This window comes from Leptospira paudalimensis (assembly GCF_026151345.1).
In the GTDB taxonomy this organism is placed as follows: Bacteria; Spirochaetota; Leptospiria; order Leptospirales; family Leptospiraceae; genus Leptospira_A; species Leptospira_A paudalimensis.
The window spans coordinates 22,157-37,527 of the sequence record NZ_JAMQPR010000003.1 but is presented as its reverse complement, the minus strand read 5'-3'; the positions used below and the strand labels follow the sequence as shown (position 1 = coordinate 37,527).

The following is a 15,371-nucleotide window of genomic DNA, read 5'->3' as shown; positions in this document are numbered from 1 at the left end:
ATTGAATCCAATCAATGTATTAAGGTTTTATTTTAACACGCTGATAAACTCAGCTATTACCTTGATCTGATTCACCTCACCTTCTGATGATTTTATTGTGATAGGGGAGAAATTTTGATTTCGAGATTTTAAAATAATTTCGGTGTTGTGACCATCAGTTCCTTTTTGACTACTGTATTCTTTAATTATGTACTTTGCTTGTGTTTCCGGTTCCGTGTTTGAGAGAAGCTCAACCAATACAATTTTTCCATTTCGACTGCCGGAAGGATTGGCCCGAAAAATCAAATAGTCATCAGGAGATATAGTTGGGACCATGGATTCACCAGTTGCTTTTATCACAAACATTTGATCATCCAGTTTCCGATCTGATACTTCTATATATCCAATTGGATCTTCAATTTCTTGGTTATCTCCAAACTTACCGCAAGCGGCTTGAATGGAATAAACAGGAAGTACATCCCGAAACAATCTCTTGATATCTGGTAACTTAGGTAAAAGATCAATTTGCACAGATTCCGTAGGCTTTGGTATCAAATCTCCTAATATTCGATGAAATAGTTTATGGATGAATAGATCATTGGATTTATCATCCTCCATAAAAAGTATGTTATGGTTTTCTAATTCTGCTTTTGACTTACCTGCATAGCCCTTGTCAGGCCTTAAATCGTTGAACTTTGTTGGCGTTGCGATAAATGAAGTGAGTTTCACTGATTTATCACCAATTCTCTCTTCTGTTTCTTTTACCTTTTTAAAAAATTCTATTTTAGCATCTCCAAACGGAATTTCGATCAGTCCCTTCGGATCAATAAACGCAATTTTTTGATCTTTTCCATTTTTGATCCAAAGTATAAAATCTGGATAAAAGTTTGCCACATCAAAAAGGCTAATTCCATGCCTGCTTAAGTTTCGTAATAAATAAACGTTGATTCCTGAAAACCAATTCGCATTATTTTTGGTAAAGGATGAAAAAGCTTCTAAAAACGTAAGTTCACTCTTTGCTATAATAGAGGATGGAGAAACATGGACCAATACTTCCTGATTTTGAAATAGAATTGGTTTGTATAGATGTTGGTCTAACAGTATGGGAATGATTTTTGGGGATTCGGGGGTAAAACGACTACCATTTGAAAAGTTTGTTTTTTCTAATTCTTTTTTTAAATCTTCGAAATAAGAAATTAAATCCACATCAGATTGGTTTATGGAAATTTTATATTCGTTAAATAGATTTCCTTTACTTCCTGATTTGATTTTTCGTTTTTCATATTCTTCGATTTTTATATATTCTCTTTTATCAGATTCAAAATCATCTTTTTGGAAATAGTAGAACCGAGAAATATACTTTTGCAATAATGAGAGAGCTATTTCCTGCCAAGTTATCTCTTTATTTTCAGCACTTAGTGAAAATTCCTTCTCGGGAATTTCTAAGACATACCAATCTCGGTTTAAAAGTATTTCTTTTATGGAATGCTTTTGGATGAGTAAATTGTGAAATCCTCGATTTTTTTTAAATTCTACCAGATTGAAATACAATTGATTGAGATTTAAAAATGAGAGATGCCATTCTTGAAAATGATGCTTTTCGTAAACAGTCTGTTTTTGATTTCTATCTAAATATTCGCTGGCAAAGCCTTGTATTTTTGTATACCAATTTAGGACGATAGGTCTCTTTTGAAGAGCTTCACTAAACTTTGTATCTGGGCTTTTTAGAACTAAAATTTCTGTTTTGGAAAAGTTTGTTCCTTTTTTCAGATCCAAAATTTTTAAGTCTTGGATTCCCTCCAATTTTTTGACCGGTACAGTGATTACTTGTTTTTTTGAATCCTCTACGACTCCTTCTTCTTCGATGTATTCCTGGAATTTTTGGATATAGTTTGCATGAATCCCAAAGATATTAAGAGTTTCACCTATCAAGATATGTTCGGGTACTGTTAATGAATCAGGTAGATCATGCAAAAATCGGCTTCTCTTGAGGCTGTGATTATAACCTCTAAGTCTCACTCCTCTTCCAAACAATTGGATGATTTGCGCACCTTCATTTCTTCCTATATTGAGTAGACCCATGCAGGATACTCGCCAACTATTCCAGCCTTCTGTAAACTTCTTTGAACCAATAAGAACATTGATGGAAGATGTATGACTGTTGATGTTATGAAATAACGAGACACCAAATTCTTCTTTTTCTACGATGAGGGATTTGCCTTCACATAGATCCATGAATGTCGGCACATCACCGATATTAATCACACCAAAGAAATCGGAAGCACCAACTTTGAGCCCGATTTCTCCTGATGAATGTTTTAATTCGACCAAATGAATTTGGGATTTTTCCAAACGAGTGTGAAACACAGTTTCGAGAATCGATTTATAAACTTCCTCAGAACTATTTTTTAAACTACGAAGAAAAATAAATTTAGAAGAGAATATATCTTGTCCAAGGTTATCAACAAGTCCCGCTTTACCTTCTAAAACAAGTGCAATGTCTTTTTGAGCCTGTTTTGGATTTTTTAAAAACCAGTTCAAGAAATGAATGAGATCGGCCACATCAGAAACGGTATCTTCCGCTCCCTTTGTTTTAGAGCCGATGACTGTACTTCCCACCAAAACCATCAGTGGATTTTCAATGTGGAAGGGTTCTAGTTCAGATTCAGAGGCTTTGAAAAAAAGTTTTTGTTCTAAAAATGTGAGTAAACATGCAACAAGATACGTATTCTTTTTTTCATTAAACTTTGCGTCTTGCAGATTGAGTATATGAAATTCTTTTCCGAATCCGTCTTCATGAAAATATTTATACGAATAATCGAACAGAATGCATTTTGCATATTGTTGGTAGTGTTCTGCTTTTCTAGAGATGATTTGCCCAAACGTGGCGGAATATTCAAAGGAGAATCCATCTTTTGCGAGTTGCTTTCGAAACTTCATCCATGTTTCACCGCTAGAGCCTCGATGACCTTCATCAACAAGAATTAGATTTTTACCTTCTAACGATTCAACGGCAATCGTTTTTACACCTTTTACTTCATCTAATTTATAAATATCTAATATTTTGATCCTCTCTTTATACAAATCACCTTGCGAGCCCTCTATTTGGAAAAAATCAGCCGACATCCCCGACAGATGAAATTCCTCTAGGTGTTGTTTGGATAATCCTTCGTTTGGAGTGAGGAGCATGATATTAATGATGTCTTTTTTTTCATACTTTTTATGATAATATAAATACTGTTTGATGTGAATGTGCATGAGTAGGGTTTTACCCGAACCAGTTGCATTCCAAAATGCCAAAACATTCAAATCCTCAAACTGAAACGGATTTAGTCTGTCTTTATTGTTAAAATCTTTCTGAAATTGATCCAAAAATTCATTCAATCTTCGCTTCAAATCAGAAAGATTTTTCATGTAAAGATCTAGATAGATTTCGGTGAAGACTAATGATAGATACTGAAAGTACTTCCAACCTTCAAAATGATCCCGCTTTGCCGAAATCTCTAATGTGTATTGATCGATGCGATTTGCATAACCAACAAGGTCATCTAAATCAAAAGGAGCCGTTTGTAGCAGTCTTTCCTGCAATATTTTGATGACTCGCTCCCCAATCGTATCCTCGTTACCTACTTCATATTGGTCACGCATACCTTTCGTTAGGTCCCGAAAGTCTTTTGCTCCAAAAAAGGAATAGAGGAAGTGAACTAAAACTAATTTTTTCCCGAATGGATTCGGTTTTGATTCTTTCAGGAGTTCTGCTTGGTTTTTATCTATTGTATTTGCGTTCGCTTTTGGCATACCTGTTCATTCCCTTCTTGGATGTGTTAAAAAAAATCGTTTTTGTTAACACGTTCTACTTCTCATGTTAAAAATATTCGTTTTTGTTAACAGTTTATCGGTTCAAAAAAAGCTCATACAGCTTCGTATTGACGTAAAAATTGCACTTCTTTGGCATTGGCACTTTGGACCAAATCTTCAAATAGACTTTCTCGAAAAATTTCATCATGGGTGGTAATGATATTTTCAATGGCACTGCTATCTTTTGCCTCTAACAAAGGCAATGTGTTGATAAGAATGGCTTGGTTCGGAATTGTTTTAGAAATCCCCTTCAATTCTGCAAGCCGTCTATGGGCAAGATTTGTTTGCTTTAATACAGCTTTCGTTTCTACATCATCTTGTATAGGCAAGAGCGTTATCATATCAAACATCTTTCCCATCAAACATGGCTTTGTGGAAATGTGCCTCTATGAGTTCTGCTTTCTCAAGAATGCTATCTCCATTGATATAGAGTTTATCAAAGTCTTTGAGCTTAAATTTTGATTCCAGATGAACTTTCAGTTCTTTGTTGGCAACTCCAAGCTCCGAAGGAATGGTTCGCCAGACGATTAAAACTGATTCTCCTGTACGAAGTTCGCCTTCCACACATTGGACAAGAAAAGAAACCTTATCATTTTTTACCTCTTCGCGGGCATGGTATCGTGTTACCACCACTCCTAACAGGTAGTGAAAGGTTTCCACCAAATCCATGTTTTTCTTTTTTAAAGCACCGTTTTCTAAAATCTGCATGGAATAGGAGAAGGGATTGGCAAATCCATCTAGGTTCAAAAGGCTTTGGCTGTCTTTGGTTTCTAGATCCAAAACATATTTGAGCATTATCTCTTCTTTATCTCCACGAGAAGAAAAATCAAGCGCACCTAATTTTTCCTCAACCTCCAAGTTGTTGAGGGTATCTTCATAGGATTCCAGACGGATGTATTTGAAACAGTGGGAAATGGAACCAAAACTATTTTCTGTTTTGAGTTCCTCTTCGACTCTTGAGATCTGTTCTTCGACTCTCGCAATTTCGCCTGACAGTCTTTGTTGTTGGAATTCGTATTCCTCTTGGGATTGAAATCCCATTAGGTTATTCAATTCCTTATTCAATTCAGCTTTTTCTTTTTTTAGTTTCTCAATGTAGACTCCGAGCTCTTGTGGTTTCCCTTCTTTCCATTGGGATGCATAGACCACCTTTTGGATCCGAGGTTTGAGAACCGTCTCAAAGTATTCCCCCATCTCCACGAGGATGTATTTGCGATCTCCTCCATCCTCACGGTTTAGATTGATCACAGCATGGCCAGTGGTGCCAGAGCCTGCAAAGTAGTCGAGAACCACTGAATTTTCTCTCTTTAGACCCGAGATAACAATAGAGTCCGTAACCAAATATATCGATTTAGGAAAACTAAAAGGGGATTGACCGAACAAATTTTTTAATTCTAATGCTCCATAGTTTGAGGAGGCATAACGGTTGCTATCCCACCAAGTCTTCGGTAGAGCTTCCTCATCCATCCTAGCTTTAAAATCAATTTTAATACCATCTTCCATTCTCCTAACTCGATATTCTTCTTTTTCTTGCGAAAACCGTTCGTAACCCCTCTGCCAGTTTTTTTCAATAATTTGATTTCCCTCTTTCTTTATTGGAAGAACAATTATTTCCGTTTTATCAATGATCTCTTCGATTACGAATTCCTTCTCAGAAGTTGACCATGACATCTTTGGTATCCGTAAATCATTATCTTTTGTCACAATTATTGGATAAAACATTTTTGGACTATCTTCTCGTCTATCATTGTTCCCTGTTCTAATAAAACTTAACCATGTATATCTACCTTTTTCATCTTCATATGGATAACGTTTGTTTGCAGAAATGTCTTTTTCAAGAAATGATGGAATACTATTTTCCGAAGCACCACAAAAAATTACATACTCGTGTGTAGGAGTTAATCGACCGGTAGTTTTCCTTCCCACTGGATTTGATCTTACCACTGCAACACCAATGATTTTTGTAAAAGAATTATCTAAAATATTTTTTAAGTTAGAATATTCAAAGTCGTCAATTGCAACTGTAAAAATTCCAGAATTTGTAAGAAATCTTTTCGATATTGAAATTCGATTTAAGATTAAAGTGTTCCAACTGCTGTGGAGATAACTATTTTTATAAATGATTTCTGAAGCTGATGTATTGTAAGGAGGATCGATATAAACTGCATCCAAGCTTTCCTGATACCGCTTTTGCAACAAATTCAATGCCTGAAAATTCTCCGAATGGATCAGAAGTCCATTGCAAGATTCATCAAAGTTAGGAATGGAAGCTAAGAGATTTTGTTTGAACTCATCGGAAAAGAACTTTGTATCAAGAACCAGATTCTGGTTGTTTTCTAAAAATTCTAATTTGAGTTGTTTTGTATATCCTTTCCGTTCTGAGATGGAAAAGAGTCTTTCCCATTCCGCAAGTTGCTCTTTGTTTTCCAAAATTTGAGGATAGAGAGTCTTGGGAATGCGATCTAAAGTGATGCAGTAGTTTGTTTCTGTGATGAATTTTTTCTTTAGCCAAAGTTTTTTTTGGAAGTTTTCCACCTGTTCCAAAAAGGCGATGATTTTTTCCCCGATGGATTTGATGGTTTTTACTTTGGTGATTTGGGATTGTACGGATTTTGGATCTTGTTCTTCCAAATCCTCTAAATAGAGAATTTCATTTTTGATAAAAAAATCCAACTCACGGCGGAGAAACCCACCTAAATTTTTATGAATGAAGTAATCAAAATTGTAACGAGCGGTAAACTCCTCGATTCGTTTTTCAAGTAAGGTTCGATCTTTGTTTTTGTCAGTGGGAAAAGGTTGGGAAAGACCAGAATCAAAATCCTTTGCCTCTTTGGATTTCAAGATCTGACTAGCAAGTGTTTTGGCAGAGTCTTTCCCTTTTTCCTTCTTATCCACAAGGGCATATTCAAATGGAATAAAAATTTCGTTTCCTTCCGTTCGTAGCTTTTCTGTTTTGTGGAGAACAAAAATTCGCTCTTTGTCTGCTGAGGTTTTGTTATTATCCTTCGAGACACTTGCTTCTAAAATTTGAAAGTTAACCTTTTTTCCCGAAGGAAGGTAAAAAGCAAAATTGGAAAGGTTCTCTGTAGTTTTGATATAGTATTGATCATAATTGGCCCAATAGAGTTTGACCTCCTCTCCATTGTAGGGGATCGCATACTTATCTTGATTGTAACGTCGTTTGGAAATGAAATCCCCTGCTTCATAATACCGTTTGAAAAAATTGGAAAGGGCTGAGAACACTTCATTTTCCTGGCCTTCCCTGTTTTCCTTGTCAATTTTTGAAAATGCCTCTTCGACTTGCGGTTTTAGATCTTCATTGATGAACTTCTGGATCTCTTTTGATTTCTGGTTTAATATTCGATAGATCCCGAAATCCAATTCGGACTTGTCGATTTCGAAAATTTCATGGATTACGTCTTGGAATTCTTGGAATTTGCTCATAGTTAGGTGTTGTGGGTTAAATTATTTAGTTTTTCTTTTTGTTTTTTTCTTCGCAATTTTTTTTGCGGCATTGGTGCTTTGAACGATTTCATTTCAGAAGGGATCTTCTTTACTTTTGCCTTTGGGGGTCACTTAATCTGTTAAATCCGGTTCTTCAATTTCGATTTCATCTTGAAATGAAATCAAATCAAGATATAATTCCCGATCTTCATCTGCAAGATAAACATTGAAAAACCCCTGACCTATGGTCCTTTCTCGATTATCCTTTGCATATTGTAAATAGGAACTACAAGTATAACGAGCATCGCAGTTTCTGCACACTCGAATGGCAAACGTAGGAACATTTTTTTCCTTTGGTTTTTCTTTTAATTTTTCTACAGAAGTGGGTGAAAATATTCTACTTTCGATACTCTCAACAACTTTCCCAAATTCTTTAACTGTTTTTTTGATTTCTTTTCTATCATAATCGAATATTTCTTCTGGCACCCATTTATCATATTCTTTTTGCCATGCATCGCCTTCCAAAGTCATAAGTTCTTTCGGGATATGTGTTGAGATGATAGCTGTTTTCGCCAATCTATCTTCAGTCAAATTTTCATAGATATGCCCATACAAGTTTAGCTGGTCTTGGTACAGAGATTTATTGAGTCGAATGTATTCTATGTCATGAGTCTTAATGTCATACATAGATAAGTCTCCATCATTTTGGATAATATCAACAACACCTTCAATCGAATATCTTTTTCCATTTTCTGTAATTTGGTCTGGTAGCGTTAGTTTAACCTCTGATTTTTCAACATTTTCAGCAACGTGTCTCATCTTTCGATAGTAGTATAAAACTTGTAAAAAAGCAGATCTTAGTACATCTTCTGTTAGTGCATGGCCTCCATTTAATCTCAAATTTTGATAATTGGATTGAACAAGAGTCTCTATTTCTGACTCAAGAGAAGATTCTAATGCAACATTCTTCTTGGTATTTTTATTGGTCATCCTTGCAACTCCTTCAATCGATAATGTAAATCTTCTATTGTCTGATGCACGAGTGATCCAAATAACATCGTTTGTGAACGCGACTCCGCAAACTGATATTTCCTCACGATCATATATTGTCTCGGACATCTGAGATAATGTAAAAAATCTGCAGTATAAGAATATGCCTTCCCAAGATCATTTTGTTCTTCATCACCTAAGTTAGGAAGATCCTTTATTTTCAAACTTTTGATCGTTTTATAGTTTCGCTCTCGTATAAGTCTTTTGAAAGGTTCAAAAACTCGAGAAGGTTCTCCCCCTCTAGTCCATTCGTGAACATTTAAGATCAGCATTGATTTCGGACGACTAAGGGCCACATAGAAAAGTCTCATTGCATCATATTCACCGATTCGATCTAAAGGTTCGCCTCCACTTTTAGATAAACCATTTCTTACAATTTCTTCTAGTTTTGTATTTACTTTCGTTGATTTAAGCAGTGAACCAAGGACAACGACAGGAAATTCAAGACCTTTCGATTGGTGAATGGTCATAAATGGAATTCTTCCTTTTGGAAATGGATTTTCGCTATCTTCCACTTCTGTTTCTGACATACGAAATAATCCATATGTAAATCCGCTAAAAAATGAGAGTTGAAACAGATTTTTTTCACGAACTTCATTCTCTGATAAATTTACAAACAATCTTCCAGATAAAACAGTACCATATTCTTCCATATATCTAGCTAAATAGCGAGAAATTTGAGAAAGGTTTACAACAGGACCCTCGTCTCCAACTTGTTCAGCAAGGTCAAACCACTCTTTAAATGGTGAAAATCCCATACATTGGTAAAAGAAGTCTAAAATGGTCCAATCAAGAGAAGTTAATCGATTTAAAATATATTGAACAGAATATTTTCTTTTATTAGTCGTATCATCAGATTCTTGAAAATATTTACTGTTCAAGTACTTCGATAATCTTCCAATTTCAGATTTACATTTATCTGATAAGTTTTCCGTTTCTGAAATTTTATTCATTATCTCTAAAGAAATCTCTGTTTCTAAATTAATTTGATTAACTTCGCACATCTTTAGAAAGGACAAAAAATCATTTCTAGACTCAACTACGTCTCTTTTTCGAATATTCAGATATTCTAATAGATTCTTGTCCAAATTACATAAATCTTTGATAATTTTTTTTGAAGATTCCATCCAATTGCGATACTGTAGTTGCATTCCCTTAGGTTGGATCCCAAAATGAGGACGGTCGAATACGGTTAAAAAAAGTCCCCAAACCGCTATTGCTTCATCAGTATCAAGGAATGTATTAGCTCTGGGTGCATAAGCCTTTAGTTCTAAAGCGGTCCCATAAAGATCATGCTTATTATTTATATTTTCAAATGCTTCTGTAAAACTTCTTACCTTACTATTATTCATCACCGAAGGGAATAAAAATGCGATCTCATTGTAATCGTTTACTTTATTATTCTTACGCAATTGATAACAGAATTCCGCAACTGTTTCATAAGGGTCCTCTTCACTGTCTGGATCACTTGACAAGAACACAGAATTTAATGTATCTTTCGAATTAGCTTCTATATTTTTATCATGGACTCTATAAAAAATATTCTTACTTGTTTCATGTTGCCAATTTACTAATTCTATAAATTTAGTATAAGTAGAAACTATCTCATTTTTAGATCGATAGCTAATATTTAAGGATTTTTTTGTGGTTTCTACATTGATATAACTGCGAACTCTTTCGGGGAATTGAACTAAGTTCTCAACTGTAGCTCCCCGAAAACGATATAGTGCCTGATCATCATCGCCTACGACACAAATATTATTAAATTCGCTTGCTAAATGGAAATAAATCTTTTCTTGAATCGAATTGGTATCTTGATATTCATCCACGATTATGTGTTTAAACACTTTTCTCGAATTTGGATTCGATTTTAATAGATGGTAAGCTTTTTTTTGTAAATTTGAAAAGTCTGTAAAGTTTCTATTTTCTGATAATAACTCAATATATCTATCATACATTTTGAGTATTTTCTTCAAAATTGGGTCCGAGGTCTTAAAGGATTCTGTATCAATATCTTCTTCTGAAAATCGATTAAATATTGTGATTAGATCATCTATACTCTTTAATTTTGAACTAAAGTTTGAGTTTGATAAAAAACTAGTTAATTCTCCTAATGCATTCTCTTCAGAATCGTATCCACCTGCTTCAATCAGATCTGTCCAAATTTTCTTTTTCTTAAAAAAGAAATATTGTCCCAAAGAGTCTATTAATGCAGGCAAATTTGGACGCTTACCTCCAATTGCGAATCTCCTATCTCCCAGAATCGACTGGCAGATAGAATGAGCCGTTCCTACCTTCATATTTGAAATATCATATATTTGATTTGTGTATTTTGAAACGAATGATAACTTGCTTCGAAGTCCTTCTCTAAGTTGTTTCGCAGCTTTTTCTGTAAATGTTGCTAAAAAAATTTCATCAGGTGCAATTCCATGAAAAGCAATCAAATTGACAACACGCCAAATGATTACGCGAGTTTTGCCAGATCCCGGCCCTGCAGATATAAATAAAGGACCATTAGTATGTAAAATGCATTCTCTTTGAGTATCATTAGGAGTAAATCCATTCTCTCGCATGACATCTAGAACTGAAATTTTTACATTACTTATTGCTTGCATTAGGATCTCTTTTTTAAAATTAAATTATTAATTGCCTTAGATTACATTCATTTTTGATTAATGCACAACAACTCTCTCATCCGAGAACAACTTCAGCATCCTCGCAGACGGATAGTTGGATAAACTTGCCACATTGTGTGCGATCTCAACTGGCATAAGAGCACCTTCATGACGAAAGCTTAAAATTTTTAAGATACTTCCCAGTATCTTTCTAAAACCTATTAGTGAATTTTCATCTTCAGTATCTCGGTAATGGCCAGTTGGAACATTCAAAACCAGAAATTGGCCACGGCTTAGCTTTACAAAAACTTTGTTTCCATAATTAGTTTTTTCGCCATATTCGTATTGGCCCTTTGGCCTATGTTGAATTTCATCTCTGATATAATCAAAGTTAGGTAAGAAAAAATGAAACTCAGGTATGTCTCTTTGTATGTATTTCAAGTGATCAAAAAAGGCACCGGATTTCTCTTGGCCGATTAAATGGATGGTGACATTTTTTTGTTTTGCATATTCTAAAAATCTTCGGATAGGATCGACCAATTTTACATATTGTGCACGTAAAGATAGTGGACCATCTTTGATGAATAGAGTCTTTTGAAACAAGGAATGATCTTTCGTTTCCCAAATGTATCGAATTCCTACAAAAAGCATGATGGTTTCATGCACTTGCATATAAGATGTAGCAAGGGATTGTGCGGCATAGTCTAGATCCTCTTGCATTTCTAAATGGAAGCTAAGCGTATCAGTTAAATAGACTTCACCACCGCAGTGCTCACAATTTCCGATTTCTTGGTCATAAGGTAGTCCCTCAGATTCTCTATCACAGTGTGGGCAATTGAAATGAGGACTTTTTTTCAGAGTGCCATCCCATTTTTCATAACACAGCCATCGGAGAGTCTCCATTACCTGGCCTTCCGAAGATGGATCCTTAAAGGAATCAAAAATAATTTTACGAACTCCATCGTAGAAGGAAATCTCTTTAAACTGAACGTTCTGTAATGGCAAAACTGTCGCATGAAAGACTCCGGCATCTTTCATGATATCGCGAAGAGCAAAAGGATGAGGATACAGTGGATCTATTTCTTCCAATTTTGGAGTATCTAACTTAACAAGAGCAGTTTTGATAAAAGCTAATTCTTTATCAGGATTGATCTCATTTTTCACAATTTGAAGAGAACCATCAACAGCAAAGATAATTCGCAATGGTTCAACATCCTTTTCAAATGGAAGCCATTTTTCGAGAAACTCTTCCTTCATTTGCTCTCTTTTTGTTGTATAAAAACTTTGCAGTAAATCATTCACAAATGGACTTTGGATCACTGCCATATGACCCAATTTGCTGGCATTCTCTCCAGGAAGGTTTCCTCCAGCTTGGTAAGGCATTACTCAAACTTCCTTGCTTGCACAGGCACTACAAAACGGTGTGAAAATGTTAACATCCGCATATAACCAGGAGTTCTTGTGTACAGAATGTCCTTTTCTAGACCGCTAAATTGAACTTGTAACTTCGATAAGGTATTCAGTTCATCTTGAGAAGAAATGTGACCTATAAAAAAATTCTCTGTTTGATTGAGTAGTTCTTTGTTGATGGTTGAGGGTGATTGCGTTGAATAAACGATACCTATGTGAAACTTTGCACCTTCCTTTGCAAATCTCGCATAAATTCCTGTGAAGTCGTTATCATTTTTTGGGAATAAGTTATGCGCTTCTTCAAAATAAAGCTGAACGAAATGTTGGTTCAAACGATTTTCAACAAATTTCTTTTCTTGATGATGGAAGATCTCTCGAGACAACATATCCGAAAAATATCTTCGAATTTCATCGGTTGCATTTCCCAAATCAAGAATGACCGTTTTACCTTCATCTAGTTCTTTTAATATTTCTGTTACGAAGTCAGAAGCATCTTTTGAATGTAAGTCTAAATAACTACGCAGTTTTGTTGGACCAGATCCGCTCTTCGGATTTAAGAATTTAAGCAAGGCTTTGTCATCAGCGTCAAAAACTGGATCACCAGATGATTTTGAATTCAAGACTTTATGGCTCCCATTATCTTGGATAAATTCCTGTACTTTCTTCAGTTCGGAAACTAGTTCTCCAAGTGATTTTGGATGTTCAGGAACTTCTTCTTCGCTATAAACTTCCTCTCTTAGTTCCTTACTAAATCCTGGACTAAAGCCATGGACTATTTTGGAACGAAATATCCCTTTTAACTTTTCTTCCGCAACAGGGAATCCCGCTTCTTTCAGAATAGCCCAATACATCAAAATTTTTCGAGCAGGTCTTGTGATTTCATTCGGAGGAAGTTTCGCCACTTCCTGAACGGGGAGTAATTCTACATTGGCAAAACTATCAACATAGTCAGATCCCTTTTTATCTCTTTGCAGAAGGGACTTAATAATGCTTAAGCCAGAATCTGGTTGGTCATAAAAATTAAGTTTGAGGATTTTGGAAGGGGTCCCTTCTCTCGGATTTAATGCATAAACCTGACAGCGATCTTCATACTTCTTTCGAATGGAAATATTCCCATCTTGCGGATTGTCGTTCGCATACTCTCCGTTAACATCAAAGATCAACTGCCCTACAGATTTATCCTCTTCTATCGTTTGAATGATACTCTCTGCAATGAGTTTTACAACATTACTTTTACCAAGTCTTGTTTTTCCAAACATTGCAGTCCGGAAACCTCGAAAGTCCAACGTAGAAACATTCACATCAACTTTTGGTTGAGGAACAGTGATGAATGGCAATTCACATTCAGTCATCCTTAACTTCCCGATCGGGAACCTTCCCTCTTTTCTCACAATCCCATTCACAATAAGATTTAGGATTTCATCAGTTGGTGAATAAACTTTGTACCGATGAGGGCTTACAATATTATTAACATCTCCAGAAAACGATAGTTTCTCTGAGTTTTTTGGATCAACATAAAACATTCCCAAGACTTTAGTCTCAAGACCTCCCCATTGTAACTCCCCTTGAGTAAAAAGGTCTAACTCAGGCATGGACCGCTTATGAAGTTCAAAGTATGTCTGCTGAACATCTCGTTTTAAAGGAGTTTCTGCTGAAGCCATCACTCTTAAAAGAGTAAAATGTAATGGAAGTTTCTCGAAATTCTCCGGGGCCATGATCAAGAAGGAACCTCTTGGTATTCCTCCAACAGCTTGCTTTAAAGGATCGGATGTAATGACTGTTGCGGATTCAAAGCTTATATCTAATATATAACCCACAAATCGCATTTTTTGATACTCAGAAGTATTGCCCGAATTCGCAAGATGCTCTTCTCGTTTTAAAAAATCATTTAATATCCTGATCGGATTGTCTTGACCAAGTGTAGTTTCTAAAAAATCTTTCATCACTTCTCCGGACCTATACTTCAATTTTATAAGATGATATTATATACTCTTCGGTAATTCCTCGAGAAGAACTATTGGCCGAAAGATTTGTTAGTCGATTTAACTTTTTGATATAAAAATGTTCAGAATATAATTGTTCTATGGAACGATGAGCTGCATTCGTGATTAAAATCTTAGCTCCTCTTTTTTTTGCACGATCAAGACATGCTTTTAATCTGATTTGATCACCCCAAGAAAAGATCTTTTGATTGTATTTTACAAAACCATTTTCATTGTGCATCACAGTATAAGGTGGATCCACAAAGATAAAATCACCTCGATTCGCCCGATTGATTGTCTTTTCAAAGTCGGAAATATTTAACTCTGCATTTTGTAATAGATTTGATACCAATCGATAATCATCTGTTTTTAATTGAAAATTGGTTCGGTTCCCAATTGGAACATTGAACTCGCCTTTTTTATTTACTCTATATAAGCCGTTCCAACAGGATCGATTTAAATATAAAAATCTAGCACTACGATCGACTCTTTTTTTGGGATAAGATTTTCGGATAAGATCATAATATTCCTCAGAGTGAAAGGACTGATGATCCATTAGTTTCCTCTGAAGAGCAAAGGGAGATTTTTGCAAAGTTTGATAGAACTCGATTAATTCTGCATTCAAATCACTTAAAACTGATTTTTCTGGTTTCAAGTAAAAAAAGACTGCACCACTGCCCAAAAAAGGCTCATAGTATGTGTTATATTTCTTTGGGAAAATATTGGGATAATGGCTGACTAGCCAACGTTTTCCTCCTGCCCATTTAATTGGAGGAACCGTTATTGTATCTTCATCCCACTTTTTCTGCATAATCCCAAATGCTATTTTTGCAAATTCGGACAATATTTGTCAACAAAGCTGAAGTTTTATAAGAATATCGCAGGTAATTCATGTTTTTGCAAACTCCAATAACAAAGGATAGGTTGCTTATTTTTTCACCAAAAGGAGCTATTTTTCTTAAAAAAATGCAATAAAGTAAAATCTCAAATTTTAAATTCCATCGGAAGGGTAGACATAATCGATTCAATTACA

Annotated in this window: 8 protein-coding genes; all 8 read right to left on the bottom strand. The window is 35.3% G+C overall.

What is annotated here, in order from left to right:
• Window positions 1–27 precede the first annotated feature (27 nt).
• The 8 genes from ND855_RS18460 to ND855_RS18425 all read right to left on the bottom strand — a co-directional run bounded on the left by ND855_RS18460 (window position 28) and on the right by ND855_RS18425 (window position 15,149).
• Window positions 28–3,777 carry a DEAD/DEAH box helicase family protein gene (locus ND855_RS18460; protein ID WP_265359680.1) on the bottom strand — a complete coding sequence of 1,250 codons (3,750 nt, stop codon included), beginning with the start codon at window positions 3,775–3,777 and terminating at the stop codon, window positions 28–30.
• Between the two features lie 113 nt (window positions 3,778–3,890).
• Entirely contained in the window at window positions 3,891–4,178 is a 288-nt protein-coding gene (locus ND855_RS18455; protein WP_322113587.1) for a Fic/DOC family N-terminal domain-containing protein, read from the bottom strand.
• A 1-nt stretch (window position 4,179) separates the two neighbouring features.
• Entirely contained in the window at window positions 4,180–7,281 is a 3,102-nt protein-coding gene (locus tag ND855_RS18450; RefSeq protein ID WP_265359679.1) for a site-specific DNA-methyltransferase, read from the bottom strand.
• Window positions 7,282–7,413: 132 nt separating this feature from the next.
• A complete protein-coding gene (locus ND855_RS18445) occupies window positions 7,414–8,271 on the bottom strand; it encodes a PD-(D/E)XK nuclease family protein (RefSeq protein WP_265359678.1) in 858 nt (285 codons plus the stop codon).
• Window positions 8,268–10,946, bottom strand: a complete 2,679-nt coding sequence (locus ND855_RS18440; RefSeq protein ID WP_265359677.1) for an ATP-dependent helicase — start codon at window positions 10,944–10,946, stop codon at window positions 8,268–8,270. Before ND855_RS18440 ends, ND855_RS18445 begins: the two co-directional genes overlap by 4 nt.
• Before the next feature lie 57 nt (window positions 10,947–11,003).
• Window positions 11,004–12,329, bottom strand: coding sequence for a hypothetical protein (locus ND855_RS18435; RefSeq protein WP_265359676.1), 1,326 nt, complete (start codon window positions 12,327–12,329; stop codon window positions 11,004–11,006).
• Window positions 12,329–14,299 carry an ATP-binding protein gene (locus ND855_RS18430; RefSeq protein ID WP_265359675.1) on the bottom strand — a complete coding sequence of 657 codons (1,971 nt, stop codon included), beginning with the start codon at window positions 14,297–14,299 and terminating at the stop codon, window positions 12,329–12,331. Before ND855_RS18430 ends, ND855_RS18435 begins: the two co-directional genes overlap by 1 nt.
• Before the next feature lie 13 nt (window positions 14,300–14,312).
• Window positions 14,313–15,149 (bottom strand): DNA adenine methylase, encoded by an 837-nt coding sequence (locus ND855_RS18425; protein WP_265359674.1) that lies wholly within the window; start codon window positions 15,147–15,149, stop codon window positions 14,313–14,315.
• Window positions 15,150–15,371: the final 222 nt, after the last annotated feature.